This is a genomic window from Deltaproteobacteria bacterium, assembly GCA_013151235.1.
Classification (GTDB): domain Bacteria; phylum CG2-30-53-67; class CG2-30-53-67; order CG2-30-53-67; family CG2-30-53-67; genus JAADIO01.
Genome location: JAADIO010000033.1, coordinates 41419 through 67878 on the forward strand (window position 1 = coordinate 41419; position 26460 = coordinate 67878).

Consider the following 26460-nt stretch of genomic DNA (forward strand, 5'->3'; position numbering starts at 1 on the left):
AGATCCTTCCGGTGCGTCACAATATTTGAACACCTCAAAATGTATGAAGTCGTAAAAAGTCTAAGATTATCTTCCAAAGAGAATCCCGCTTGCGGGATAAACAAGCTTCTTACGAAGTCATCAACTTTGGCTAAATGAATTGTTGCCTTATTGGTCCTCATCCTCATCAAACATTCGATGCTTCGCTCTCTCCGTATCTTCATACTGGCCGCTTTTGACCGTCCAGAGAAAGAAGAGCCATACGCCGATCCCGACGCAGAGGCTGAGAAATACAAGGAGAAGAATGCTCCACATGATTATTGCTCCTTCAGCCGGAGAGAGTTTCCGGCTACACAGAGAGAACTGACCACCATGGCCAAGGCCGAAAGAATCGGATGGAGCAGACCGGCCACAGCAACAGGGAGGGCTGCAAGGTTATAGAAAAAAGCCCAGAAGAGGTTCTGGCGAATCACGGCGAGGGTTTTCTTTGCAAGGCGGAAGGCTTCGGGGAGAAGTGTAAGATCACTTCGCATGAGGATCAGATCGGCCGTATCGAGGGCGATATCGGTACCGTCCCCCATGGCAATCCCCACGTCGGCCGTGGCAAGTGCCGGTGCGTCGTTAATCCCATCCCCCACCATGGCAACCTTTTGCCCCTTACTCTGGAGCCACCTGATGCGCTCCGCTTTATCGACAGGTGAGAGACAGGCCCGGACCTTTTCGATTCCGGCTCCGGCCGCCACTGCTTGAGCGGTTCCTGCTTCATCACCCGTCACCATCTCCAGATCAAAACCGGCACGAAGAAGCGTTTGCACCACGCTCTTCGATTCCTCCCGCAGTGGGTCGTGGATTGAGACCGCACCTTTGACCTTTCCTTCTTCGCCAAGATAGATGACGGTCGCTCCCGCCTCAACTTCCTCCATAACTTTAGTGCTCCAAGTACCGTTAAATAGGACACCTTCGCCCTCCAGAAAAGAACGACTTCCCAAGAGGAAGAATATGCCTTCTACTTCACCCGCAACCCCCATCCCCGGAAAGGCCCGGAAGTGCCGTACAGCCACCGGGCTATGCTTTTCTCCATGGAAGGCCCGTGCAAGGGAATGTTCCGATGAAGACTCCAGCAACCGGGCGATCCGTATCACATCTTCTGGATTCCGTCCATACCCTTCGACGTGACCGAGGGATGGTCGGCCCGCCGTTAACGTCCCGGTTTTATCGAATAGCACTGTGTCGACCTTCTGGAGCCGCTCCAAGACGTCGCCTCCCTTGATTAGAATTCCCTTACCCGACGCCGTCATCGTCCCCATGAGAAGAGCAAGGGGGGTGGCAAGTCCCAAGGCACAGGGGCAGGCGACCACAAGTACCGATATGCCGTTCATCAGCGCAACAGAAAGGGGTGTTCCCATAAAGAGTCGGAACATACAGGTGAAAATGCTGAGAGAAAAGACGGCCGGGACGAAGATCCCAACCACCCGGTCGGCCATCCGCTGGACCGGGGCTCGGCGAAGCTGAGCTCCTTCAACGATCCCGATAATTTGCCCTAATAGAGTTCGTTCGCCCCGGCGTAGAACGGAAAAACGAATTGTCCCGTTTCCGTTCCGGGTCCCGCAGAAGACATCTGTCCCGGTCTTCTTGAATACCGGAAGGGCTTCTCCCGTCAACATCGACTCGTCCACCCCGGACTGTCCGGCAATAACCCTTCCATCAAAAGGGAACTTTTCCCCAGGGCGGACCTCCACAATCTCTCCCTCCTCGACCGACGCAGTGGCCACTTGCTCCACTTTCCCCTCTTTTGTTACTCGCCGGGCCATTTTGGGAGAAAGAGAAAGGAGGCGGGTCATCGCTTCGGAGGCACGCCGCTTCGCCCCGGCCTCGATAAACCGCCCCAGCAGGATAAGAGTGATGATCATGGCTGCTGTATCAAAATAGACTTCGCCCCCTTGGGGGATCTGGAATAGACTATAGAAGAAGGCCGTACCAGACCCCATGGCCACGAGGACATCCATGTTCCATGCCCCACGGAAAAACCCCCGCACGGCCCCCTGAAAAATCGGTCCTCCAGAATAGAAGAGTACCGGCGCTGCAAGAAGTGCCGCAATCATGGAAAAGAGCATCTTGAAGCTCGGATCTATTCCCTGGAAGTAACCGGCATAGAGGGCGGTGCTATACATGAACAACTGCATGGAGAAGAAGAAAGCCGTTCCTAAACGGATTAGATCCTCTCTGGCGTGCTCCCTCTCCTCGGAGAGGCGGTCGGCAGACAGATTGGGACGGGGCCGGTAACCGAGAGCCCGGATCTTCTCCAAAATTTCGGTAAGTTTAACCCGTTCCGGATCCCATTGAATTCTGGCATGATGAGAAACATAATTGATCTCGGCGGAAAGGACTCCGGGTGTCTTCGAGAGGATACGTTCATTGAGCCAAACACAGGAAGCACAGCGGATCCCTTCGATGGCGAGATCAATGACGTTTTCTTCACCAACATGGCGGACATTCTCCTCGAGAAGGGAGAGTTCCAGCGGATCCGCAGACGGAGGACCGGGCAGCCATCCCCGCCGGTTCGAGTAAAAATCATCCAGTCCCTCGGAGTGGATCAACCGATAGATGCCAAGACAGCCGTGACAGCAAAAGACCTTCCGCTCGCCATCGAAAACCTCGAAGAGGGCGTCCTTCTCCGCAACGGGGAGAAGGCAGTGATCACATGCACGGAGAGACATGGAACCCCCGCCAGAGAAAAAGGATCCCCATGAGGATCACCATCACGCCGCCAGCCCGGTAGGCCCATCCACGGAGACGCTGTCCGACATGTCCCACCAGCACTCCGAATACGAGAAGGGAGGGAAGAGTCCCGGCACCGAAGGCGAACATGATAAAGGCACCGGAGACCGGATTTCCCGTGGCCGCCGCCGCCATGAACATCGAATAGGAAAGTCCGCAGGGGAGAAGCCCAAAGAGTGCTCCCAAAAAGAAGAAGCGAAGAAGGAAAGATCTCGTTGCAGTCTTCCCAGCGGCTGCGAGAATATATTGATTCTTCTTTTCAAACCACCGATAGAGCCCGGAACCGCGGAGGATTCCGACTCCCATAAAGAGAACGAACAACCCGGCGAAAAGGTCGACAGCATTCTGGAGACCGGTCAGTTTCCCCGCCACGTTCAGGAAGGAGCCGGTGAGTCCCATGAGGGCACCAACCCCGGCATAGGTCGCAAGCCTTCCCCCATGATAGAGAAGCTGCGGGATGAATCCTCCGGATCCTGTGCCCCCCCCCTCCTCTCGGCGGAAGGCAAAGGCACCCACCAAGGGACCGCACATTCCGATACAGTGGCCGAAACCACCCAGCAATCCGGTGCTCAGCGCCAGAAGATACCCTGTGTTCATGAGGCCGCCTCGAAAAAAAAGCAGACCGACTCTTCCCGCTCACCGATCCGGATCCCGATCTTGGCACCCCATTTCTTTTTACCCATTATACATCGCGGGAGAACCCCCTCCCCTACATAGAGACCTGTCCCTACCTTTTTCAGAGAAGGACGGTTCGGTCCCATGAACATGCCTGGCATGAAGAGGGAAAGAGTCACTCCCTCCACTCTGGAGAGCTGCTCGTTACCGAGCAGCCGGATCGTAAAACGGAGGGGTTTCATCATCACCGGCGGTGCGGGCTCCACATCGAGCTGGACCTTGATTCCTCCCGTACCGGCAATCCCCACGCAGAGGTGATCAAAAAAGTTGCAGGAGATATCTTCCACCCGTCCGTCCTCCTGTTTCGGCTCTCCGTTTTCCCGTGCAAAAATTTCATGCGAAAGAGTCTGCTTTCCCTGCGGTGTTTCAATGGTGGCCCCGACAATCCAGTGACCCGGCAGTGGCAGATCGAGATTGGCCACGATCCCCCCCCCGGCCGGGTTCCTCTCGAAAGGAAGGTTCCTGTCATAGCGGGATGTCGCCGGGCGGCTCAGGTGAAGCATGATCACGGCACTGCTGTGATCCACCCCCTGACGGTCCTTGACGGAGAGGAGTGCCCGGTTCTTCCCCGTATCGAACCGACTTCCATCCACCATCAGCCGCCACCCCAGGGATCGAGCGGCCATGCGGTCGGCATCCCAACGGATTCCATCGGCATAGGGTGAATCCGTCACCGTTCCGTCAAAGCTCCTGATTCCAACAACGATGGATACGGAAACTGAGGTCAGAACAAGAATTGTAACAAAAACAAGGAGTATCTTCATGGTGCCTCCGCCTTCCGGAAAGGGACCCCCTTTTCAATTCGGATAGAAAAGGGATCCGACTGCAGGACAAGATGAACGGAAAAACCGGCATGGTAACCGGCGATCGAAAGGAAAAGGGGAATCCGCAAAGTTCCTCGTTCGGGTACGGATATCGGTCCGGCAGGTTTCAACCGGACGGACCTCCCCTCGGCCAAGACCTTGATTTTGAGCGGAACCGACCTCCGTAGCCGATTCCGGATGGTCAGGTCAAATGCATTTACCGTCCAACCAGTCGCCGTTCGGCGGGGAGGAAACCCACTCTTCGCCATCAGGGTCACTTCGAGGGGAGGGCGGTTCAAGATCATAAAAAGGACCAGAATCAGAAAAAAACACGTGAGAACTCCAAGGGGCAGGACATTCGGCCGGAAGGGGTGCATCCTTCCTCCCGATTCCCCGAAACGATATTCCACGAGGGAAGGCGCTCCCTTCAGCTCCATCCGGCCGGCACAGGCATCAACACACTCCGAACACTGAATACAGCCCCGGCTTCCCCCCTCTCGGATATCGATCCCCACAGGACAGGCGGCCACACAGGCACTGCACCGACCGCACTCCTCCTGTCGTTCTTTATCATAGACAATCCTGAGTGTCCGGGAATCGCAAATCGTATTCTGGATCATCGAATATGGACAAACTGTGGCACAGAAACGCTGCCGCAAGAAAAGGAGATCGCAGAAAACAAGGAGGGCCAACCCAGCCCAGATGCCGCCTGTCACCGGCCCTAAGTTCCCAGACACAAGACGGGCGGAAAACTCCTCCGGCGTCATAAAATACCAGATCAGGTCAGCCGCAACAAGGAGGCTTAAAAACACAACAATAATGATACCCGATACCCTGAAGATTAGCCGTCGGCCAGACGTAGGGGTGAGAAAGCGGGTTGCCTTCAGGAGGACCGTCTGGGGACAGGCCCATCCGCACCAAATCCGTCCGAAAAGAAGAGTCAGCAAAAGGAACAGCAGGATCAGGAAAATCAGCACCACCAGGACGATAAAGAACTCATCCATCCAGATTGTCCTGCCAAAGAAATAGAGCCGTAGACGGGGGAGGTCGAAACGCAAGGCACTCTCGCCGCCCACCTTCAGAAATGGAAGCCCCAGGAGGATGACCGGCTGGGCAAGAAGAACCCACCGTCTCAGCGTCTGAAATCGCTTATTCCTCATCGTCCAGCATCTTGTATTTGGGTGCCTCAACTTTCCTGTGCCGTCCCCGTGAGTAGTAATAAAGTACGATTACTCCGTAGAGAATGACCAGAAAAAAACCATACCAGAAATAGGCCATCGAAAATTCACTCCCTACTTCTCCAGAGACTGCTCATAGGCCTTGACCTGCGTCCATCCGCTGAAGACCGGCGTATAGGATCCAACGTAATAGATTCCCCATAGAATTGTCCCGATGTAGAAGATCAGCCATCCGATCGGAAGCTTTTTCGCCGTCTTCGGGTTATCCATGGCTTCAATGCTTTCAAATTCTTCCGTCATATCACTTCTCCTTTTGATTTTTCTCAATCGACCGGATAAAGGCGACCAGATTCCAGATCTCCTTGTTGCTCAATGTAGAGCTGAAGGAAGGCATCCCGCCCTTTGCCTTCCGTCCGGCGATCTCCTGGTTCTCCTGTGTGCCGTTTTGAATGATGCTAAAAATCGTACCGTCCGCAATATCCCCTTCCGTGGAGAGCCAGACAAGGTCCACCAGGCTTGGACCGATTTCCCCTTGTCCCTTCTCTCCGTGGCAAAAGACACACTTCGCCTCGAATTCATCTTCTCCCGCCTCAATGGCTTTGTCGTTGCCGGCATAGGGATTGACCTCCGGGATGGTCGCTGCTTCCGCCTCCCCTTCTTTTCTTGCCTGTGCCCGAATCACAGCTCCAAGCGTCTGGACATAGGAAACAAGGGCATCAAGTTCACTCTTTCCTTTAAGCGCCTTGATTTCTTCCGGGCGGTAAGGAAATCCGAGGACATCCATATGCCTGGCGATCTCCTCCGGAGAAAGAGGGCGATCCTTCAGCCACCCGTAGACAGGCATGTCCGATTCAGGGTACATGAACCGTGGATTCTTGAAATGCCTGTAATGCCAAGCGTCCGGATATTTCCCCCCCACCCTCGCTAAATCGGGACCGGTCCGCTTCGATCCCCAAAGAAAGGGACGGTCATACGCAAATTCCCCCGCCTTGGAGTATTCCCCGTAACGCATCACTTCGGTCTTGAGCGGCCGAACAGTCTGGGTATGACAGTTAACGCACCCCTCCCGCTGGTATATATCCCGACCGGCAAGCTGGAGCGGAGTATAGGGTTTCACCCCGTCCAGGACGGGGTGCATCTCGTCCATGAACATGGGGACAAACATGGTCACCGTAGTTCCGATCAGAATCACAATGGTGGCCAACAGAGCAAAAATAACGGGTGATCTGTAAAGTTTTCCAGTCATCTTCACCTCCCCTATGCTGCCGCCACCGGAACATTTTTAGCCCGGCGGACAGTCATGAAAATATTATAGAGAAAAAAGAACATGCCCAAGGTAAAGATAATTCCTCCGACGGTTCGCATCTCCCAGTAGGGATAGTTTCGGGCCAGCGTCTCCACGAAGGTGTACTGGAGGTTTCCTTCGGGAGTCGTTGCCTTCCAGAGCGCGCCCTGCTGTATTCCGGTGATCCACATGGTTATGGAAAAGATCAATTGCCCCACGAGAACCAGCCAGAAGTGGATGTTCGCGATCCCTTCGCTGTAGATCTCGGTATTATAGATCTTGGGAAGGACATAGTAGATCGAGGCCACAGCGGTCAGGGTTACCCATCCCATGGTTCCCATGTGGACATGACCGGGAACCCAGTCGGTAAAGTGGACGAGGGAACTCACCACGCGGATTGCTTGGGTCGGTCCCTGGATCGTCTGGAGTCCGTAGAATGTGATGGCCAAGATAAAGAACTTTGTCAGGTAGTTTGTCCGCATCTTCGACCAGTCGGCCCCTACAGTGTAGTAACCGTTCACCACTGATCCCCAAGAGGGAGCAATGAGAAAGATCGAAAAAGCAATGGCCACGGTCTGGAGCCAATCGGGAACAGGCGTATAGACAAGATGATGCGCACCGGTCCAGACATAGGCGAAGATGAGTGACCAGAAGGCAATGATTGACAGCCGGTGGCTGAAGATTGGGATGCCCGTCGATTTGGGGAGAAAATAGTAGAACATGGCCAGAAAAGGAGTGGTGAAGAGAAAACCGACGGCATTGTGGCCGTACCACCATTCGACATTGGCATCGTTCATCCCGGCAAAGAGGGAATAAGATTTAAACCATCCAGCGGGGACAGCCAGATTGTTGACAATATAGAGGATGGCGATGGCGACAACCGTGGCGATAATATACCAGAGGGAGACGTACATCTGCTTTTCCTTGCGTTTGATGATGGTTCCAAAAATATTGATGGCCAGCATCACCCAGAGAATCACCACCCCGATATCAAGAGGCCACTCCAACTCGGCGTATTCCTTGGACTGGGTCATCCCCAGGAGAAGCGTCACCAGAGCAAGGGCAATCGCTGCATTAAAAAGATAGAGCTGGAAACGGGCCAGCCTAGGAAAGAGGAGCGGCCGTCTCGTCAGACGCATGGTGATATAATAGAAGAGAGCAAAGATCACCCCCACACCCAAGCCGAAAGCCATGATGTTGGTATGAACAGTCCGAATCCGGCCATAGGTAAAAAGTGGCGGGACATTGAAGGCTGGATGCCAGAGCTGAATCGAGATCCAGAGACCGAAGACGATCCCCACGACCCCCCAGAAGATCGAGGAATAGATAAACCCCGCAACTGTCTGGTGGTCATAATCATAGGTGTCGGAAAAAGCCATGATTTCCCTCCTCTTGAATGTAATGAAATTCCCCTGTCAAGTACAGGGCCTCTAAAGTGGTGCCGGGTAAGCCCCGGTTCACTCTCCAACGGGTTTACTAAAAAGATTTACCAACGCTCGCTTTTGTTGTTTTCGGGTTTGTTGTAAATTGTTCAGCAATATTAATCAGTTGAGAGAGGGGTCCATGTTCTACTCCAAAGACCACAAAACCAGCTACTTATTCGATCCTTTCGAGTTCCTGAGGGAAGCAAAGACGCAAGTTGCTTACACAATCCTGGACACATCTCTTCCGGGAGGAGATCCTTCCCGATCTATCCGTAGAGAAACTTGCTCCTTATATCTTGACCAAAAAGGTGTGAACCTCCAAACAACTTCTGTTGCCTGATACGCCATGGAGTATCAGGCCAAGCTTTGAAGTAAAAAACAAGAATACGGTGGCATTTGAGGGCCCCAGGGCGGCCTCGTCTTCGTTACGCTCCCTGCGCCGCACCACAGGGGGCACGCCTCAGTCCCATGCCTTGACGAGACCGCCCTGCAGCCCTCTCGGTACGTCACAGTATTTGCGAACAGGACCACTTAGGCAATACCGCGCGTATTTGGTTCTCATTCAGGGAACGGGAAAGCATCCAGTCCTGTTGCTCTTGAAGAATGCAGCAGGTTGTCAAAGGTATAGGATTTCAGTTGTTCTTTCACCACTTCCTGAATTGCCAACCAGACGGGATGGACTGTACAGAACGGGCTTCGATGGCATCCCCGCTCCTTAATGACACAGTCGTTGAGTCCCACGCCCCCATCTTCGATGCAGTTGATTACATCGTAGAGTGAGATCTCTGCCGGTTTTTTGAGGAGATGCACCCCACCACCCACGCCCCGGCTCGATTCTACCAGTTTTTCCCTCGCCAGTTTCTGGACAATCTTCGGGAGAAAACTGGAAGGAATTTCCATCGTCCCGGCGATCTCTGCGACCGAGGCTTTGGTCTCCGGCCTGCCGGAAAGGAAAAGAACGCAACGAACTGCATAGTCTGTCTCACGTGTGATCCGCATAATTAAAGAGTAAATTACTCCTGTTTGAGGGAGGTGTCAACCCTTTTTTCAGGCGATCGTAATAAAATCTTTAACAACAACCCAAGACCCTACGATTACAGGGAGAAAGAATATGCTTATGAAGCATACCATACGGAAAGCAGGCCTGACTCGGAGCACCGAAAGCCATTACTGCAACCGAGCACCATCATCTATTGGCCCGTATCTTTTTATAAGATGTTCAGAAGCAAAAAATGGACCTTCTGGATAATTTTAAATAGTTGAGGAATACTCGTCCAGCCATGCACAGACCTGTCGGGATAATTTCTGCAGGGATATGGAAGGTTCTTTCCGGATCCGTGTGCCGATCCGGTGTTACGCGTGTGCCAAAATCAGCTGCCCAAAGGGGGGCATCAAAGCGATGTTCTTTGGGCGTCGATTCTTTACTTTCACCCGAAATAGAGGTGTACCCGGTCTCCCCGGAGGATTCCGGTCTTCTCCTGGGCGCTTCCCATGAAACAGAAGATCTCCATCAGATCAAAGCTGTTAAGGATGATTCCGGGAGCGTCGGTCCGGTTCTCCGCATAGGATTGATAGAACCCGCGAAACTTTTTGCCGCCGATCTCGACAACAAAATCCTGATTCTCGAAGGCCTCCAGATGTTGCCGCTGAATATTGGTAATCAGGTTGCCGAAACGATCCACATGAATCACCTCTCCCCGCAACCGATCTTCGCTGATCAGCAACTGGGGGATGTTCAACTGTTTGTAGTCGGAGATTTCCGGCCCCATCTTTTCCCGGCTCACCCCTCGGGAGAGCCAGGCCGCAACGGGGGCGAAGATATCCCGGCCGTGGAACGTCCGGCTGACCGGCTTTCGCATATACCTGTCCGCTGTAATCTCCCGTACCGTACACCTTCCAGCGTCGGCAAAAAGGAGGGAAAGCGCTCCGTTATCCGGGGCCAGAAAAATGGAATTCTCCCATTCCACGAGAAGCGGCCGCCTTCCCGTTCCGACACCGGGATCGACCACAACGAGATGAATCGTCCCTTCGGGAAAGTATCGACAGGAACAGGAGAGTGTGTAAAGAGCCTCTTCCACATTGTGTCGCTCAATCTCATGGGTCAGGTCAACGATCCGGACCTCTGGATTGACGGCCAGGATCACTCCCTTCATGATGCCCACAAAGGGGTCCCGGTATCCGAAATCGGTAATCAGTGTAATGGTTGGGATCGTCGTTTCCGTCATTCTTCCCTCCTGCGGTTTGGGGATCGAACTTACGGTGTACCATTCTCCCTCTACAGAGTCAAGCCGCCGATCTCTTTACGGAGTTTTTCGAGAAACACATAAGAGCGGATTTCCCGGCCGAGAAGGTTCCGGAAATAGAGATGGAGCAACTCCCGCAGCTCCCTGTTCAACTTCCGTTCCAGTCGTATATGTCCAAGACGTTCTTCCGTCAGAGTGAGGACCTCCTCCCAGAAGCGAAGGCACCCGCGGGAGAGCGCGGTTCCCTCGTCGGTGCGCCCCCGACACTTCCGGCAGAGAATTCCCCCCTGACGGAGGGAAAACCGAAAGGGCTCCGTCCCGCCGCCGCATTGCACACAGGCATTCATCTTTGGGGCGAAACCCGCCAGCACAAGCAGCCGGATTTCGAAAATCCGGAGAATCGGTTCCGTTTCAACGACTTCCTGCAGACGGTTCAGGGTCTGCAAAAGAAGCTGAAAAATTTCCGGTGCAGCCTCCCGTTCAGGTAAAAGGCCCAGTACAAGCTCCGCCAGATATTGACCGGAAGCAGAACGAAAAAGGTCCTCCCGGACCCTTCTGAAGGAATGGAGAATGTCGAAATGATTGATGTTGACCAGGTTTTTCTCTTCCCGGTCGAAGTAGATGAGCGTACCGTGCGTAAGCGTCTCCAGGGCGGGTCCGAAACGGCTTTTGAGGCGCCGGGCGCCCCGAGCCAGACCGGCCAGTTTGCCGTGGTCCGGTGTCAGGAAGGTTACGATCCGGTCGGCATCCCGGTAATCAATCTTCCGAAGGACAATCGATTCCGAAGAGTAGAGGGGCATATCTTCCTGTCCGTTGGGGGGGGCGATGCCGCTGTGCTATCCGATCGGCATCAGGGCCGTGGCAATCGAAAAATAGATCAGGATTCCCACCAGGTCGGTAGAGGTCGTCACAAAAGGATTCGTGGCCACCGCCGGATCGATCCCTAATTTTTTAAAAATCATCGGATAAAGAACACCAATGGTTACGGCGAAGAGCATGGAGGCGCAGATCGAAAGCCCGACCACCAGTCCCAGCAATGGGGACGAATGGTAGAAAATATAGGTAAAGATCCCGAGGAGGTTGCCGTAAACAAACCCCAGAAGGAGCCCGACGCGGACCTCCTTGAAGATCACCGGCAGGAGATTATCGAGCCCGATCCGACCGAGGGCCATTCCACGAACGACAATAACGGCGCTCTGCCCGCCGATGTTCCCTCCCATCCCGAGGATGACCGGGATAAATGCCGCCAGTGCAATGACCTTGTTCATCGAATTCTGAAAAGAGGCGATCAGATAGGAATTCACAACCCCGGCAACCAGGGTCGCCGTCAGCCAGGGAAAGCGGAGACGGGCGATCTTGAAAGAAGACTTGCTCGTAATCTCTTCATCGTCGGTCCCGGCCATTTTGTAGAGATCTTCCGTCGCCTCTTCCCGGATAACGCCAATAACGTCGTCGACGGTTACGACCCCCTGGAGCCGATGGGCCTCGTCCACCACGGGAATGGCCAGCAGATCGTATTTTTCCACCTCCCGGGCGACCTCTTCCTGGTCGGTGTCCACCGTCACATAGACGACATCGGAATTCATAATCTCCCGCACCGTCTGATCGGGAGTCCCGACAATCAACTGCCGAAGGGAGATGACACCCAACAGGTGCTGATGGCGGTCAACAACATAGAGGTAGAACACCATCTCGAAATCTTCCGCCCGGCGGACCTCTTCAACCGCATCGCCGACGGTCATATCTTCATAAACATGAAAAACGTCGGTCGTCATGATCCCGCCGGCGGTATCCTCGTCGTAGTCGAGGAGCTTTTTGACGTCGGCGACCCCGTCCTCGTTCTTCATGAGGTCAAGAATTTCCTGGGCCTTCTCCTCTTCAAGGGACCCGAGCAGGTCGGCGGCATCGTCCGACTCCATCTCCTGGACAATCTCCGAAGTCTCCTGCGGATTGAGATCGGCCACAAGTTCATCCCAGAGCGCTTCTCCCATTTCACTTACCACATCGGCCGCCAGGATCTCATTGGCCCGGACGATGTTAAAGAGCTTCTTCTTTTCCTCCAGCGAGATATGCCGGAAAAGATGGGCGATATCGGCCGGATGGGTCTGTTCAAGGATCCGGAGGATATTCAGATTTGCATTCCGTTCCAGATAGCGCCGGATCGACCGTAATGTAATTTCAAATTTCTTCGTATGCATGCTCTACTCAAAAAAAAGAGATCGTCTCTACTCGTATCCCAGTTCCCGGAGCATCCTGACCTGACTGCGCCAGTCTTTCCGGACCTTGACCCAGAGACGCAGAAAGACCTGGGAGCCCAGGAGCGATTCGACCTCCGGACGGACGAGGGAACCGATTGCCCGCAACATCCGCCCCCCCTTCCCGATCAGAATCCCTTTCTGTGAATCCTTTTCCACATAGATGACGGCATCCACATCGACCAGTTTTCCGGAAGGACGGGCCTTGACCTGTTCAACCCGGACGGCCACGGAATGCGGGATCTCCTTCTCGGTCCGGAAAATGATTTTCTCTCGAATCATCTCGGCGATCATAAAACGTTTGGAAACATCGGTCAGGCTCTCTTCCGGAAAATAGGGAGGTCCTTCCGGCAACGCATCCGCAATCACCTCTTCGAGACGATCGACGCCGTCCCCGGTCAGCGCCGAAATCGGCACAACCTCCTGGAAACTCAGTTTTTCCCGGTACGCGGAAATCAGGGGAAGAATCCGCTCCTTTTGTATCGTATCTATCTTGTTTATAATCAAATAGATCGGCCTACTTACCTCATGTAATCTATGCAGTATGAAATCGCCCTGTTCAAGAAACCTGATCTCCGGTTCTACGAGAAAGAAAATCAAATCCGCATCTTTCAGAGCGGCAAGAGCCGTCTGAACCATCCTCTCGTTTAAGCGACGTTTCGCCTTGTGAATTCCCGGCGTATCGAGAAAAAGAACCTGGTACCGGTCCGTCGTCCTGATCCCCAGGATACTGTTCCGCGTGGTCTGGGGTTTGTCGGTCACGATGGAAATTTTCTCCCCGATAATCCGGTTCATCAGGGTCGATTTCCCCACATTCGGCCGCCCGATCAGGGCCACGTAGCCCGAACGGAACACATTTTTTGTTTCATACGACGCCATCATCACCCCGCCGTTCAGAATAATCCCTTCAGACGCACCAAGTCCGACGTGCAACAATCTAACAGATGCATCGTAAGAGGTCAATCTCGCAAATTCTTCAGAAGAGTTCGAGCTGATTTCGCTGGATCTCGGGGAAGCGGATGGCATACTTCCCGGAGAAGCAGGCCAGGCAATATCCGTCCGCCTGATCAGGAACGGCCTCCATCATCTTTTCTACACTGAGGTAGCCCAGGGAATCGGCCGTAATATAGCGGCGGATGTCCTCCACGGTATGGGAGGAGGCGATCAACTCTTTCCGCGTGGGAGTGTCGATCCCGTAGAAGCAGGGATGAGTGGTCGGGGGGGAACTGACCCGCATGTGAACCTCCCGGGCCCCCGCATCCCGCACCATCTTGACGATCTTCCGGCTGGTGGTCCCCCGAACGATGGAGTCATCCACAAGGATAACCCGTTTCCCTTGCAGGGCTTCCCGGACGGGGTTCAGCTTCAGTTTGACGCCGAAATGGCGGATGGCGTGCTCCGGTTCGATAAAGGTCCGACCGACATAGTGGTTCCGGATCAGGGCCGGTTCAAAGGGAATCCCCGATTCTTCGGCATAACCGAGGGAGGGGGGCATTCCGGAATCGGGAACGGGAACCACCACGTCGGCCTCGACGGGATGTTCCCGGGCCAGCGCACGGCCGAAATTCATCCGGACGGTATTGACCGTATTTCCGAAGATTACACTGTCGGGACGGGCAAAATAGACATGCTCGAAGATGCAGGCCTTCCGTTCCTTCCGGGGAAAGGGAAAACTGGAATGAGCTCCTTCGTTATTCACGATCAGCATCTCCCCCGGTTTGATTTCCCGCAGATATTCCGCTTCGATCAGGTCGAAGGCACAGGTCTCCGAGGCAACCACATAGGCTTCATCCATCTTCCCCAGGACCAGGGGTCGAATCCCACGGGGATCCCGGACGGCGATCATCTCCTTTTCATTCATAAAAAGCATGGAATAGGCCCCTTTGACCCGGTTCAAGGCATCAACGATCCGGTCCGCGAGGGTTGCATACTTGGAGACGGCAATGAGGTGAACGACCACCTCCGTGTCGCTGGTCGTATGAAAGATGGAGCCGTAGGCCTCCAACTGGTCCTTGATATACTGCGCATTCAGCAGGTTCCCGTTATGGGCGACACTCATCTGCCCCAGGGAGTAGTTGACCAGAAGGGGTTGGACATTCTTCAGTAGGCTCTCGCCTGCGGTGGAGTAACGATTGTGCCCCATGGCAGCTCTTCCCGAAAGCCGGTTCAGGCGCTCCCGGGTAAAGATCTCGGAAACCAACCCCATCCCCCGTTCAATACGGATCTTCTTCCCATCGGAGGTGACGATGCCGGCGCCCTCCTGGCCGCGATGCTGCAGGGCATGCAGTCCAAGATAGGCCAGCTTCGAGGCTTCGGGATGATTAAAGATCCCGATGACACCGCATTCTTCGTGAAACTTGTCGAACGGCATGGAGGGTTCCTTTTTATACGGTTGCATCATGGATCATCTGATACCGGATGGCACTACGATGGATTTTTCGGAGGGTTTCAACCGGCCATTGGAAGGTCCGTCCCTGCAGGTCGATCGAAAGGTCCACCCCTCCGACCAGCCCCAGGAAGGTCACGGGGGCGCCGATCCGGTTGGCAATCTCCTTGAAGGTATCGAGGTACTTGTCTTCGATACTGACCACGATGCGGGACTGGCTCTCCCCGAAGAGGAGGACATCGGGACGGAGATCGTCATCCAGGGAAACCCGGGCACCGATATGGGGTCCTGAGCCGGTCAGACAACATTCGGCCAGGGCCACGGCAAGCCCCCCTTCGGAACAGTCATGCGCGGAACGAAGCAGACCCGCTTCACAGGCCTTCAGCACCGTTTCCTGCACCGTTCGCTCTTTCTCCAGGTCGAGGACCGGCGGCGGCCCGCTGACTTGTCCATGCATGACTTCAAGATACTTCGAGCCGCCCAACTCCTCGAGGGTCTCGCCCACGAGCAGGATCGCATCTCCTTCTTGTTTGAACCATTGCGTCATGTGTCGATGCACATCCTCAATCAGCCCCACCATCCCGACGGTCGGCGTCGGCCAGATCGCCTCTCCCTTCGTTTCATTGTAGAAACTGACGTTCCCGCTCACCACCGGCGTCCCCAGTGCCCGGCAGGCGGCGCTCATCCCCTCCACGGCCTGCACAAACTGCCACATGATCTCCGGCTTCTCGGGATTGCCGAAATTCAGGCAGTCCGTGATGGCCATCGGACGGGCCCCGGCGCAGACCACATTCCGGGCCGCTTCGGCCACGGCGGCCATCCCGCCGACATAGGGATCAAGATAGCAATAGCGACCGTTGCAGTCGGTGGAGACGGCGATCCCTTTCTTCGTCCCCTTCACCCGGATGACGGCGGCGTCGGAGCCGGGAAGGACGATGGTATTGGTCCGGACCATGTGATCGTACTGCTCGAAGACCCACTCCTTGTCGGCGATGTCGTGGTCGCCCAGGAGGATCGGGAGGATTTCCTGAAGGTCCACGGGAACGGAGATCAAATCAAGATCGAGGATGCGCCGCTCACGCTGCGTCTCCGATTCTCCATGGGGCCGGTCGTATATCGGCGCCTGCTGCGCGATCTTAAGAGCCGGGATCTCGGCGACCTGTTTCCCGCCGTCGAGGATGCGCAGCATACCGTCATCCGTCACGCGGCCGATGGTGACGGCCTCTAGGTCCCACTTTTTGAAGATTTCATGGATCGCCTCTTCATTTTCTTTTTCGGCCACGAGGAGCATTCTCTCCTGCGATTCGGAGAGCATGATCTCGTAGGGGATCATCCCCTCTTCCCGGCGGGGCACAAGCGACAGGTCGAGTTCCACCCCCGTCCCGGCCCGGCCGGCCATCTCGCAGGAGGAACTGGTCAGACCCGCTCCTCCCATGTCCTGGATACCGACGAGGAGATCCTTTTTCATGACCTCAAGACAGGCCTCAAGGAGCAGTTTCTCCATGAAGGGGTCGCCGACCTGGACGGTCGGTTTCTTCTGTTCCGAATCATCGACGAACTCCTCCGAGGCCATGGTCACCCCGTGGATGCCGTCCCGGCCGGTCCTGGATCCGACGTAGATCACCACGTTCCCGGGTCCGGAGGCATACCCCCGGAAGATCCCGTCCGATGCGGCGATCCCCAGCGTAAAGGCGTTGACGAGGCAGTTGCCGTTATAGCAGTCGGAGAAACAGATCTCCCCGCCGATCGTGGGAACCCCCATGCAGTTGCCATATCCGGCTATTCCGTCGACGACGCCGTCCAATAAATATTGGTTATGGGGTTCCGTCAGTTTTCCGAAACGGAGGGAATTCATGTTCGCCACGGGGCGCGCCCCCATGGTGAAGACGTCCCGCATGATCCCGCCGACACCGGTAGCGGCCCCCTGGTAAGGTTCAATGAAGGATGGGTGGTTATGGCTTTCCATTTTGAAGACCGCGGCGAGACCATCTCCGATATCGATGACGCCCGCATTCTCGCCCGGTCCTTCGATCACGTAAGGGGCTTCGGTCGGAAACTTCTTCAGGTGGAGACGGGAACTCTTGTAACTACAGTGTTCGCTCCACATCACGGAAAAAATCCCCAATTCCGTAAAGGTCGGCTTCCTTCCGAGGATCGACAGGATCCGCTCGTACTCCTCCGGAGAGAGTCCATGCTGCTGAACGATTTCTTCCGTGATGACAGGTTCCTGCATGACCGTTCCTTTGTTCCGGCGTTGTAAAAAGTCCGCCTGCGATCTTACTGAACGTGATGGAGGATCGACTCGAAAATTCCTCTTCCGTCTTCGTTGCCGAGAATCGCTTCGGCGCACCGTTCCGGGTGCGGCATCATCCCGAGGACATTCCGCTTCTCATTAACGATCCCGGCGATGTTCTCCCTGGAACCGTTGGGGTTGGCCGATGCATCGGTTTTTCCGTACGGATCGCTGTAACGGAAAAGGACACGGTCCTCTTCGTTCAACCGGGCCAGGGTTTCCGCATCGGCGTAATAGTTGCCGTCGGCATGGGCAATGGGAATCCGGAGGACCTCACCCGCCTCAAGTTGATTCGTAAAAGGAGTTTCTGAGCTTTCCGTACGTAACCATACGTCTTTACAGATAAATTTAAGGGATTCATTTCGCTTCATTGCGCCGGGAAGAAGGCCCGACTCCAGCAGGATCTGGAATCCGTTGCAGATCCCGAAGACCAGCCCGCCCCCTTCCGCAAAGTCCCGGACCGCCTTCATGACCGGCGAAAACTTTGCAATCGCCCCGGTACGCAGATAGTCTCCGTAGGAGAACCCTCCGGGGAGGATCAGACAGTCGATTCCGGTGATCTTCTCCTCCTTGTGCCAGATGAATTCCGCTTCCCCGCCCAGGACGTGCCGGGTCACATGATAGCAGTCGTGATCACAGTTGGAGCCGGGAAATACCACGATGCCGAATCTCATGCCTCGATCTCCACCCGGTAATCTTCGATCACGGTATTGGCGAGAAGCTTCTCGCACATCGAGTGTACGGCCTTCTCCGCATCTGCTGCGGACATCTCCCCGAGAGAGACCTCCATGTATTTACCGATCCGGACCTCCTGCACCCCCTCAAATCCGAGATTATCGAGGGCGTGCTTGACGGTCTTCCCCTGGGGATCAAGAACCCCCTCTTTCAGTGTCACATAGACCCTGGCCTTCAGCATCATTCGCCCCCTTCGCAGACAATCCCGCAGATCTCATTGTAGGCTTCTTCGACTCCGCCCAGGTCACGACGGAAACGGTCCTTGTCCATTTTCTTCAGGGTCTCCTTCTCCCAGAGCCGCATGGTATCCTGACAGATTTCATCGCCGAGGAGGATCTCTCCATGATGGCGCCCGAACTCAATCTTGAAATCAACGAGGATAAACCCCTTTTCATCGAAAAACCCGGAGAGCGTCGCATTCACCTTTTCCGTGTAACCGATGAGAAGGTCGATCTCCTCCCGTGCAGCCCAGCCGAGGGCCAGAACATGTTCGACCGTGATCAGCGGATCCCCCAGGTCATCGTTTTTGTAGGAAAATTCGATGACCGGCTGTTTCAGGAGGGTCCCCTCCTCCAGGCCGTACCGCCTTGCCATCGTGCCGGCCACCCGGTTACGAACGATCACCTCCAGGGGGAGGATCTCGAGACGTTTGACCAGCATCTCTCGATCGTTCAGCCGTTTCACAAAGTGGGTTTTGACCCCGGCCGCCTCGACCCGGCGGAAAAGCGCCTCGGAAATTTTGTTGTTTACGACACCTTTGTTGACGATGGTGCCCCGTTTCTGATTATTGAAGGCCGTGGCGTCATCCTTGAAATACTGGATCAGGTAATCGGGATCCTCCGTCTCGTAGAGGATCTTGGCCTTCCCTTCGTAGAGTTTCGCTCCCTTTTCCATTTGGTCTGCTCCCATCACGGACGTCCCGGAGACCGCCTGTCTTACTCCCCGAAGACCCGCTGAAAGATCGTATCCACATGGCGCAGGTAGAACTGCAGGTCGAAGCAGCCTTCGATCTCCTGCGCGTCAAGATGCTTCCTGACCCCCTCGTCGGAGAGAAGCAGGGCCTTGAAGTCCTCCCCTTCGTTCCAGGCCCGCATGGCGTTCCGCTGCACCAGGGCATAAGACTCCTCCCGCGAAACCCCCTTCGAGGCAAGGGCCAGAAGAACCCGCTGGGAAAAGACAAGCCCCCGTGTCCGCCCGATGTTCTCCTGCATCCGCTCCGGGTAGACGATCAGGTTTTCCACAACGCCGCAGAGCCGGTTCAGCATGTAATCGATCAGGATCGTACTGTCGGGGAAGATCACCCTCTCGACCGAAGAGTGGCTGATATCCCGCTCATGCCAGAGGGCGTTGTTCTCCATCGCAGCCAATGCATTGGAGCGGATCACACGGGCCAGCCCGCAGAGATTTTCCGAGGCGATCGGATTTCTCTTGTGCGGCATGGCGGAGGACCCTTTCTGTCCCTTCGAGAAATACTCTTCCGCCTCTCCAACCTCCGTCCGCTGGAGATGCCGGATCTCGAGGGCGATTTTTTCGATCATGGTGGCGATCAGCGCAAGGGCGTTCATATATTCGGCATGACGGTCCCGCTGGATGACCTGCGTGCTGACCCCGGCCGGTTTCAGCCCCGCCTTCTCGCAGACGTAGGCCTCAACGTCCGGGTCGATCTGGGCGAAGTTCCCCACGGCGCCGGAGATCATTCCGTAGGAGATGTTTTCCACGGCATGGTCGAAACGGCGGAGATTCCGCCCCGCCTCTTCATACCAGAGCGCCGGCTTGAGGCCGAAGGAGGTCGGCTCCGCATGGATGCCGTGGGAACGTCCGATCTGGACCGTATCTTTGTGTTCCAGGGCGCGCCGCTTCAGGATGTCCCGAAGGCGTGTCAGATCCTGACGGATGATCTGCGATGCCTCCCGGATCTGAAGAGCAAACCCGGTGTCGAGGATATCCGACGAGGTCATCCCCATGTGCATGTAGGCCGAGTCATCGCCGATATACTCGGCCACGCTGGTCAGGAAGGCGATCACGTCATGCTTGACGGTCTTCTCGATCTCAAGGATCCGGTCGACGTCGAAGGAGGCCTTCTTCCGGATCCGTTCCATTGCCTCCTGCGGGATACGTCCCTGTTTTGCATGGGCCTCACAGGCCAGCAGCTCCACTTCCAGCCATTTGGCATATTTGTTCTGCAGTACCCAGATTTTGCTCATTTCAGGTCGTGCATATCGGTCAATCATCTCTTGCGTAATATCCTTTATCTGCCGTGAGTGAGTCGGTTAACGAAAAAAGAGGGCATATTCACTGCCCTCATCTTCTCCTGGGTGATCCGAAAGTTATATAAAACACGATGGAAGGAAAGACTCTTTTCCCGGTGATCGTAGAGTACATAGGCGGCATCGGGATTCCCGTCACGGGACTGCCCCACGCTTCCGACGTTGACAATATAGCGGAACGTTTCATGAAATGTCAACAACCTTTCTTGGGTGATCGTGACTTTTTCCCCGTCCCATACGAAAGTCATCGGCCGGTGCGTGTGACCGCAAAGACAGATCGGAGTATCGAAGAAACCGAACTGTTCCGCAGCCCCGGTTTCCTCGACAACATAGTCCCAATCCGGTGGGGTACGGGGCGCTGCATGAACGAGGAAGAGGTCCTCCTCCCGCACGGTCATCGGCATGACGGAGAGCTTTTCCCGATTCGCAGCGGTCAGGACCGATCGGGTCCACCGGATTGCCTCCTGCGCCAGGGGATTGAAGGAGGAGAGATCACTCTCATTAAGCACCCCGGAATCGTGATTCCCCATGACAACAACATCCGCCGCTTCAAAGATTCGTTCCACACACGCATTCGGATCGGGACCATACCCGACGGCATCCCCGGCAAAAAGGATCCGGTCCGGCGCCTCCCGCCGGATTGCATCCAAAACGACGGTCAGGGCTTCAAGATTGCTGTGAACATCTGAAAAAACGGCGACACGCAACGATTCTGTTTCCTTCCGCTTTGTAATGATTTTTCGGCCTGCCTGCATACATGCGTCAGCGGAAATGCCGCCGGGGGCCTGCCGGTTTCAATCGGGGCAGAACCCTTTCGGCGTGGGTGCCGTCACCCCCTTCGGGTCGTACCCGCCGACTTCCGAATCAGGCGGTCCAGGAGCCCGTTGACAAAGGCACCTGAATCCTCCCCGCCGTACTGTTTGGCCATCTCAATCGCCTCGTCGACGGCGACCTTGTCGGGGATGTCGTCGCGGAAAAGGATTTCACAGACGGCAATCCGGAGAATCGACTTGTCGACCAGAGAAAGCCTGTTGATCTTCCAGTGAAGGGCCAGTTCCTCGATCGTCCCGTCGATCTCCTTTAAATGATTCAGCGTCTCCTTGAAAATCGACTCGGCATAATCGAGAATGTCGGGGTGAAGCTTCGGATGTTCCCCGCAAAACTCGGTCAAAAGTTCCGCCGCAGGCTCTTTCCGGATTTCGTACTGGTACAGCAGTTGCAGCACCAGAATGCGGCTCTTGCGTCGTTTTCCCATGATGTTTTCCGTTTCCGCACGTTAATAGATTGATCGACGGTTTTGCAGGAATTCCGACGGTTCTTTATTGGGTCATCCGTCGATAGAGATTCACCATCTCGATGGCACCGAGGGTCACGTCCGCCCCCTTGTTCCCGGCCTTGGTCCCGGCCCGTTCGATCGCCTGTTCAATGGAGTCGGTCGTGAGGATCCCGAACATGACCGGAATCGATGCCGACAGAGCCACCGCTGCAACCCCTTTGCTTGCCTCCGCTGCAACATAGTCAAAATGAGGGGTCGCACCCCGGATCACCGCACCGAGACAGATCACCGCATCGTAGCGCTTTTTTTTCGCCATAATCTTCGCTGCAAAGGGGATCTCGAAGGCCCCCGGGACCTTGACGATGTCGATATCCCCATCGGCGGCACCGTGCCGTTTCAGGACATCGAGCGCCCCCTCGACCAGTTTGGATGTAATGAAATCATTGAATCGACTGACGACGATCCCGAATTTGAACCCCTCGGCCTGCAAGGCCCCTTCAATAATGTTCGGCATGGTTCCTCCTATTGTTTTGACTGAATGCCGCCGGCGGCTGCTGAGAGCCGATCTTCATATCTGTTCCAGGAAATGGCCCATCTTCTCTTTCTTCGTTTTCAGATATTCAACATTGCATTTCCTCGACTTCATTTCAATGGGAACACGTTCCTGAATCTCCAGGTCATACCCTTTGAGACCGATGATTTTCTTCGGGTTGTTGGTTAACAGCCGGATTTTATGGACGCCTAAATCTACGAGAATCTGGGCTCCGATTCCATAGTCCCTGAGGTCGGCTTTGAATCCGAGCTTTTCGTTGGCCTCCACCGTATCGAGTCCTTCATCCTGCAGGGCATAGGCGCGGATCTTGTTGGCCAGCCCGATCCCCCTCCCCTCCTGCCGCATATAAAGGAGCACCCCCTTCCCTTCCTCGTCGATCCGCTCCATTGCGGCATGGAGCTGATCCCCGCAGTCGCAGCGTTTAGACCCGAGCACATCGCCGGTAAGACACTCCGAGTGGACCCGGACCAGGACCGCTTCGTCGGGTCTGATCTCCCCCTTCACGAGAGCAATATGTTCCTTGTTGTCGACATCGTTTTCGTAGACGATGACCCGGAAATCACCGCCGTAAACGGAGGGGAGAGCAGCCTCCGCTGCGCGACGTACGAAAGATTCATTCTGCATCCGGTAGGCGATCAGGTCCCGGATCGTGACGATCTTCAAATCATGTTCCCGTGCGAATTCGATCAGTTCCGGCATACGGGACATGGTGCCGTCCTCGTTCATGATTTCGCAGATCACCCCGGCCGGTTCCAGGCCGGCCAGCCTCGACAGATCGACGGAGCCCTCCGTCTGCCCGGCCCGCTGCAGAACACCGCCGGAGCGTGCCCGGAGGGGAAAGATATGACCGGGGCGGACCAGGTCGCAGGACCGGGCGTCCGGACTCGCCGCCGCCAGAATGGTCGTTGCCCGGTCGGCGGCGGAGATCCCCGTGGTTACGCCGTGCCGGGCCTCAATCGATACGGTAAAGGCCGTCCCGAAAGATGCCTCGTTTTCCCGTGTCATCTGCGGCAGATCAAGGGTCTCCACCTTCTCCGGCGTCAGCGAAAGACAGATCAGCCCCCGGCCGTATTTTGCCATGAAGTTGATCGCCTCGGGAGTCACCTTCCCGGCGGCCATCGTGAGATCCCCTTCGTTTTCCCGGTCTTCATCGTCCACGAGAATCACCATTTTTCCCTGGCGGATATCCTCGATCGCCTCTTCGATGGTATGGATATTCTTCTTCATCTCTGTTCCTTTCCTTTACATGATGGTCTCGTAAAAAGTCACAAAGCCCTTCGACAGGCTCAGGGCGAACGGTGTAAGTGATTGATGTTCCGTTCGTGGTGAGCTTGTCGAACCATGAACGGAATCCGGAAAACGACTTTTTACGACTTCATCTTACATAAACCCGTGTTCCGCAAGAAATCCCGAATCGATCCCCCGGCCCGCATCTTTGCTCCCTTCTTCCCGCAGATCCAGAAAACGGTAAACATATTTCCCGATCAGGTCCCCTTCGAGATTGACGCGGCTTCCAACCAATTTCTTCTCCAGTGTGGTTTTTCGAAGGGTGTGGGGAATAATCGAGACCGTAAACGTTTTTGCCTTGAGTTCATTCAACGTCAGGCTGACGCCGTCGATGGCGATCGATCCCTTCGGAATGGAAGAACGGAGGATCTCCTCCGGCGCCTGAAAGGTCATGATCACGGCATTGCCCACCGGCCTGCGGTCGGTCAGTCTTCCGATCCCGTCCACATGACCGCTGACCAGATGTCCACCAAACCGTCCGACGGCCGGTATGGCACGCTCCAGATTGACCCGATCCCCCGGCCGGAAATCCCCTAGGATCGTCGCAGAAAGGGTCTCCGGAGAAACATCCACAGTGAAAGAGGTTTTGTTGAACTGTACAACCGTCAGACAGGCCCCGCTCACGGCAATGCTGTCTCCCGGCCGCACGTCCTTCAGGACGGTTTTTGCCTTCACCGTCATACGGGCGCTCTCAGCACCAGTATGCAGCTCGGCGATCTCTCCGATCTCTTCGATGATGCCTGTAAACATTTCTCAGATCCGTTCCGATTTTTCCGTTTCCAGACCGACCGCCCGAAAAGGCGGGTCCGATACGGACGGGCGGAGATCCCCTTCCATCAAAAGATCTTCCCCGACCTTTTCAGTACGGACATTCCGGAGACGGATGACATCCTCCATCCGCTCGATCCCGATATCCCCGATGGCCTCCCGGCTCTCCCCACCCCCCATGATCTTCGGGGCGATAAAGAAGAGGAGATGATCGACAACCCCTTCCCGCAGGGCGGCGGCATGGATCGTTGCTCCCCCCTCGATGAGGAGACTGCTAAACTCCATCCGCCCCAGATCCTCCAGAACCTGGCCAAAGGAGATTCCGCCCGTCCCTTTACGGGCCACCATGACGGTCACATTCTTCTCCTGGTAGGCCCGCACCCGTTCCGGCGCCACATCGCTCCCCGCAAAGATGTAGGTCGGGGCCGCAGATTCATTGACGATGACCTTCGCATTCAACGGGGTTCGCAGATGGGTATCCAGGATAATCCGGACCGGGTCCTTCCCCTCTTCTCCCGGCAGCCGGGTTGTCAAACCCGGGTTGTCCGTGAGGACCGTATTGACACCGACGAGGATGGCATCTACACGGTCACGGATCTCATGCCCCCGGCGACGGGCGGGTTCACCGGTAATCCACCGGGAGGCCCCGGTCCGGGTGGCAATCCGTCCGTCGAGGGTAACGGCCGCCTTGAGAATCACATAAGGGGTCTTCGTCGAGATATATTTGATGAAAAATGTGTTCAGCTCACGGGCTTCCCGCTCCAGCAGACCGACCTCGACTCGGATCCCGGCCTCACGAAGTTTTTGAACCCCCTTGCCGTTCACGAGCGGATTGGGATCAAGCATGGCCACGACCACACGGGCAACGCGACTCCGGATAATGAAATCGGCGCAGGGAAGGGTCCGGCCCCGGTGACAGCAGGGTTCCAGCGTCACATAGAGGGTACTCCCGCGGGCCGCCATCCCGGCGTCGTTCAAGGCATGGATTTCGGCATGGGGGGTCCCGGCCTTCCGGTGATAGCCCCGGCCGATGATTTCTCCCTTCCGGACAACAACGGCGCCGACCATCGGATTGGGAGAAGTACGTCCCCTCCCTTTTGCAGCCAGTTCCAACGCCTGTTTCATAAAGGTGTGATCAAGCAGATCCATGACAAATTCCGTCAAACAGGTTTTCTGCACCTCAATGTGCCAAGGTATTCAATGAACTATGAATAACAAAAAACCCGAAGCACGGAAGCACTTCGGGCACACTTAACACAGAGAGATACACTCCAAGTGTAAACCTTCTCTCATCCAGACTTTCACTGTCGGCTCCTGATTTTCACAGGATCAGTCCCCGGCGGAACACCGGGGAGTCGCGGGCTTTGACCGCCGGTCGGGATTTTCACCCGGCCCCGAAGGTTTAACGATATTCAAATGCGTTTACAGGGTAATTTCCCACCCCGCAAAAGTCAAGCATTTTTTCCAACACGGATCCTGTGATGGAAATTAATCTTTGACGCCCTTTCGGGAATCCCCTATGATAGGCGCAAACTCGTCGCGGCTCAGGGATCTTCTCCAACTCCCGCAGGGCAGGAAGGGAGGAACGTCAAACCGGAGCCGTTACGAATCTCCAACCAAAAACGAGAAAACGGAAACTAATGCTGAATAAAAGAAAAGGATTTCTCTGCGCTCTTTTTGCGGTGAGCCTGGTATGGGCCGGGTCGGCTTCCGCAGACCGGGTCCGGGTCACGGTTCGCCAGGCGAATGTGCGCTCCGAACCGGGGAGCCGTCACCGGATCGTTGCCACCACAAAAGAGGGGGACCTGCTCTTTGTGGTCGATTCCGGAAAACGCTGGTGGAAGGTAAAGCTCCTCAATGGTAAGGAAGGATGGATCTACAAAAAAGCCGTCCACTATGAAAAAGACACCTATCAGACCCGAATCGAGTCCATGGTTGAATCGGTGCTTGGCCCCTATCTGAAATGGGCATCTCTCAACGAGGTTTATCTGGAACAAGAACAAACGATCCGTCTCGACATCATGGTTACATCGCAATGGAAACGGCTTTCACATGAGGAGCGAAAAGCGATGATGATCAAAACAGCGAAAGCACTGACGAAGCTCTGCCGGAAGGACGAACTCTTAAAAAAATACATCCGGAAGGCTCCTTACGCGGTCTTCTTCGACCGCTACAACACTCCCATCGGTCAGGCAAACGAAGTGGATGCAAGAATCATCCCGTGATCCGGAGACAATCCGTCCGGCTCTGGAAATTGTATATTACTCCTTGTCCG

At 55.4% G+C, this 26460-nt stretch carries 27 protein-coding genes and 1 riboswitch; of the genes, 1 reads left to right on the forward strand and 26 read right to left on the reverse strand.

Features of this window, described 5'->3' with window-relative positions:
* Nucleotides 1-147 precede the first annotated feature (147 nt).
* The 26 genes from ccoS to ribD all read right to left on the reverse strand — a co-directional run bounded on the left by ccoS (nucleotide 148) and on the right by ribD (nucleotide 25334).
* The gene (gene ccoS, locus GXP58_06420; GenBank protein NOY53241.1) at nucleotides 148-297 is read right to left on the reverse strand and encodes a cbb3-type cytochrome oxidase assembly protein CcoS; all 150 of its coding nucleotides are present in this window, start codon (nucleotides 295-297) and stop codon (nucleotides 148-150) included.
* Nucleotides 297-2696, reverse strand: coding sequence for a heavy metal translocating P-type ATPase (locus GXP58_06425; GenBank protein NOY53242.1), 2400 nt, complete (start codon nucleotides 2694-2696; stop codon nucleotides 297-299). Before GXP58_06425 ends, ccoS begins: the two co-directional genes overlap by 1 nt.
* Nucleotides 2677-3354: a sulfite exporter TauE/SafE family protein gene (locus GXP58_06430; GenBank protein ID NOY53243.1), complete on the reverse strand. Its 678-nt coding sequence runs from the start codon at nucleotides 3352-3354 to the stop codon at nucleotides 2677-2679. The genes GXP58_06425 and GXP58_06430 overlap by 20 nt, the downstream gene beginning before the upstream one ends.
* Nucleotides 3351-4196, reverse strand: a complete 846-nt coding sequence (locus GXP58_06435) for a hypothetical protein (GenBank protein NOY53244.1) — start codon at nucleotides 4194-4196, stop codon at nucleotides 3351-3353. Before GXP58_06435 ends, GXP58_06430 begins: the two co-directional genes overlap by 4 nt.
* On the reverse strand, nucleotides 4193-5395 hold the full coding sequence (locus tag GXP58_06440) for a 4Fe-4S binding protein (protein ID NOY53245.1): 1203 nt from the start codon (nucleotides 5393-5395) through the stop codon (nucleotides 4193-4195). The genes GXP58_06435 and GXP58_06440 overlap by 4 nt, the downstream gene beginning before the upstream one ends.
* Nucleotides 5385-5513, reverse strand: coding sequence for a cytochrome c-type biogenesis protein CcmH (locus GXP58_06445; GenBank protein NOY53246.1), 129 nt, complete (start codon nucleotides 5511-5513; stop codon nucleotides 5385-5387). The genes GXP58_06440 and GXP58_06445 overlap by 11 nt, the downstream gene beginning before the upstream one ends.
* A 14-nt stretch (nucleotides 5514-5527) precedes the next feature.
* Nucleotides 5528-5713: a hypothetical protein gene (locus tag GXP58_06450; GenBank protein NOY53247.1), complete on the reverse strand. Its 186-nt coding sequence runs from the start codon at nucleotides 5711-5713 to the stop codon at nucleotides 5528-5530.
* A gap of 1 nt (nucleotide 5714) precedes the next feature.
* A complete protein-coding gene (locus GXP58_06455) occupies nucleotides 5715-6659 on the reverse strand; it encodes a c-type cytochrome (GenBank protein ID NOY53248.1) in 945 nt (314 codons plus the stop codon).
* An 11-nt stretch (nucleotides 6660-6670) separates the two neighbouring features.
* Complete coding sequence (locus tag GXP58_06460) at nucleotides 6671-8077, reverse strand: cytochrome C oxidase Cbb3 (protein ID NOY53249.1); 1407 nt, start codon at nucleotides 8075-8077, stop codon at nucleotides 6671-6673.
* Nucleotides 8078-8680: 603 nt separating this feature from the next.
* Entirely contained in the window at nucleotides 8681-9121 is a 441-nt protein-coding gene (locus tag GXP58_06465; protein NOY53250.1) for an Rrf2 family transcriptional regulator, read from the reverse strand.
* 428 nt (nucleotides 9122-9549) lie between these two features.
* Entirely contained in the window at nucleotides 9550-10347 is a 798-nt protein-coding gene (locus GXP58_06470; GenBank protein ID NOY53251.1) for an SAM-dependent chlorinase/fluorinase, read from the reverse strand.
* Between the two features lie 50 nt (nucleotides 10348-10397).
* Complete coding sequence (gene recO, locus GXP58_06475; GenBank protein NOY53252.1) at nucleotides 10398-11165, reverse strand: DNA repair protein RecO; 768 nt, start codon at nucleotides 11163-11165, stop codon at nucleotides 10398-10400.
* A gap of 36 nt (nucleotides 11166-11201) precedes the next feature.
* Nucleotides 11202-12563 (reverse strand): magnesium transporter, encoded by a 1362-nt coding sequence (gene mgtE / locus GXP58_06480; GenBank protein NOY53253.1) that lies wholly within the window; start codon nucleotides 12561-12563, stop codon nucleotides 11202-11204.
* 27 nt (nucleotides 12564-12590) lie between these two features.
* Complete coding sequence (locus GXP58_06485) at nucleotides 12591-13499, reverse strand: GTPase Era (GenBank protein NOY53254.1); 909 nt, start codon at nucleotides 13497-13499, stop codon at nucleotides 12591-12593.
* Nucleotides 13500-13596: 97 nt separating this feature from the next.
* Nucleotides 13597-14991 (reverse strand): amidophosphoribosyltransferase, encoded by a 1395-nt coding sequence (locus GXP58_06490; GenBank protein ID NOY53255.1) that lies wholly within the window; start codon nucleotides 14989-14991, stop codon nucleotides 13597-13599.
* A gap of 13 nt (nucleotides 14992-15004) precedes the next feature.
* Nucleotides 15005-17239: a phosphoribosylformylglycinamidine synthase subunit PurL gene (gene purL / locus GXP58_06495; protein ID NOY53256.1), complete on the reverse strand. Its 2235-nt coding sequence runs from the start codon at nucleotides 17237-17239 to the stop codon at nucleotides 15005-15007.
* Nucleotides 17240-17283: 44 nt separating this feature from the next.
* Nucleotides 17284-17973 carry a phosphoribosylformylglycinamidine synthase subunit PurQ gene (gene purQ, locus GXP58_06500; GenBank protein ID NOY53257.1) on the reverse strand — a complete coding sequence of 230 codons (690 nt, stop codon included), beginning with the start codon at nucleotides 17971-17973 and terminating at the stop codon, nucleotides 17284-17286.
* On the reverse strand, nucleotides 17970-18212 hold the full coding sequence (gene purS, locus GXP58_06505; protein NOY53258.1) for a phosphoribosylformylglycinamidine synthase subunit PurS: 243 nt from the start codon (nucleotides 18210-18212) through the stop codon (nucleotides 17970-17972). Before purS ends, purQ begins: the two co-directional genes overlap by 4 nt.
* Before the next feature lie 2 nt (nucleotides 18213-18214).
* On the reverse strand, nucleotides 18215-18928 hold the full coding sequence (locus tag GXP58_06510; GenBank protein ID NOY53259.1) for a phosphoribosylaminoimidazolesuccinocarboxamide synthase: 714 nt from the start codon (nucleotides 18926-18928) through the stop codon (nucleotides 18215-18217).
* Between the two features lie 41 nt (nucleotides 18929-18969).
* Nucleotides 18970-20265 (reverse strand): adenylosuccinate lyase, encoded by a 1296-nt coding sequence (locus GXP58_06515; GenBank protein ID NOY53260.1) that lies wholly within the window; start codon nucleotides 20263-20265, stop codon nucleotides 18970-18972.
* 17 nt (nucleotides 20266-20282) lie between these two features.
* Complete coding sequence (locus GXP58_06520; GenBank protein NOY53261.1) at nucleotides 20283-21008, reverse strand: metallophosphoesterase family protein; 726 nt, start codon at nucleotides 21006-21008, stop codon at nucleotides 20283-20285.
* A 122-nt stretch (nucleotides 21009-21130) separates the two neighbouring features.
* Entirely contained in the window at nucleotides 21131-21556 is a 426-nt protein-coding gene (gene nusB, locus GXP58_06525; protein ID NOY53262.1) for a transcription antitermination factor NusB, read from the reverse strand.
* 64 nt (nucleotides 21557-21620) lie between these two features.
* Nucleotides 21621-22091 (reverse strand): 6,7-dimethyl-8-ribityllumazine synthase, encoded by a 471-nt coding sequence (locus GXP58_06530; GenBank protein NOY53263.1) that lies wholly within the window; start codon nucleotides 22089-22091, stop codon nucleotides 21621-21623.
* 54 nt (nucleotides 22092-22145) lie between these two features.
* Nucleotides 22146-23357, reverse strand: a complete 1212-nt coding sequence (locus GXP58_06535) for a bifunctional 3,4-dihydroxy-2-butanone-4-phosphate synthase/GTP cyclohydrolase II (protein NOY53264.1) — start codon at nucleotides 23355-23357, stop codon at nucleotides 22146-22148.
* Nucleotides 23358-23510: 153 nt separating this feature from the next.
* Nucleotides 23511-24167 (reverse strand): riboflavin synthase, encoded by a 657-nt coding sequence (locus GXP58_06540; GenBank protein NOY53265.1) that lies wholly within the window; start codon nucleotides 24165-24167, stop codon nucleotides 23511-23513.
* Nucleotides 24168-24170: 3 nt separating this feature from the next.
* Nucleotides 24171-25334 carry a bifunctional diaminohydroxyphosphoribosylaminopyrimidine deaminase/5-amino-6-(5-phosphoribosylamino)uracil reductase RibD gene (gene ribD / locus GXP58_06545; GenBank protein NOY53266.1) on the reverse strand — a complete coding sequence of 388 codons (1164 nt, stop codon included), beginning with the start codon at nucleotides 25332-25334 and terminating at the stop codon, nucleotides 24171-24173.
* 128 nt (nucleotides 25335-25462) lie between these two features.
* Nucleotides 25463-25591: riboswitch (FMN riboswitch) on the reverse strand.
* A 234-nt stretch (nucleotides 25592-25825) separates the two neighbouring features.
* Here ribD and GXP58_06550 point away from each other — a divergent pair.
* A complete protein-coding gene (locus GXP58_06550; protein ID NOY53267.1) occupies nucleotides 25826-26410 on the forward strand; it encodes an SH3 domain-containing protein in 585 nt (194 codons plus the stop codon).
* Nucleotides 26411-26460: the final 50 nt, after the last annotated feature.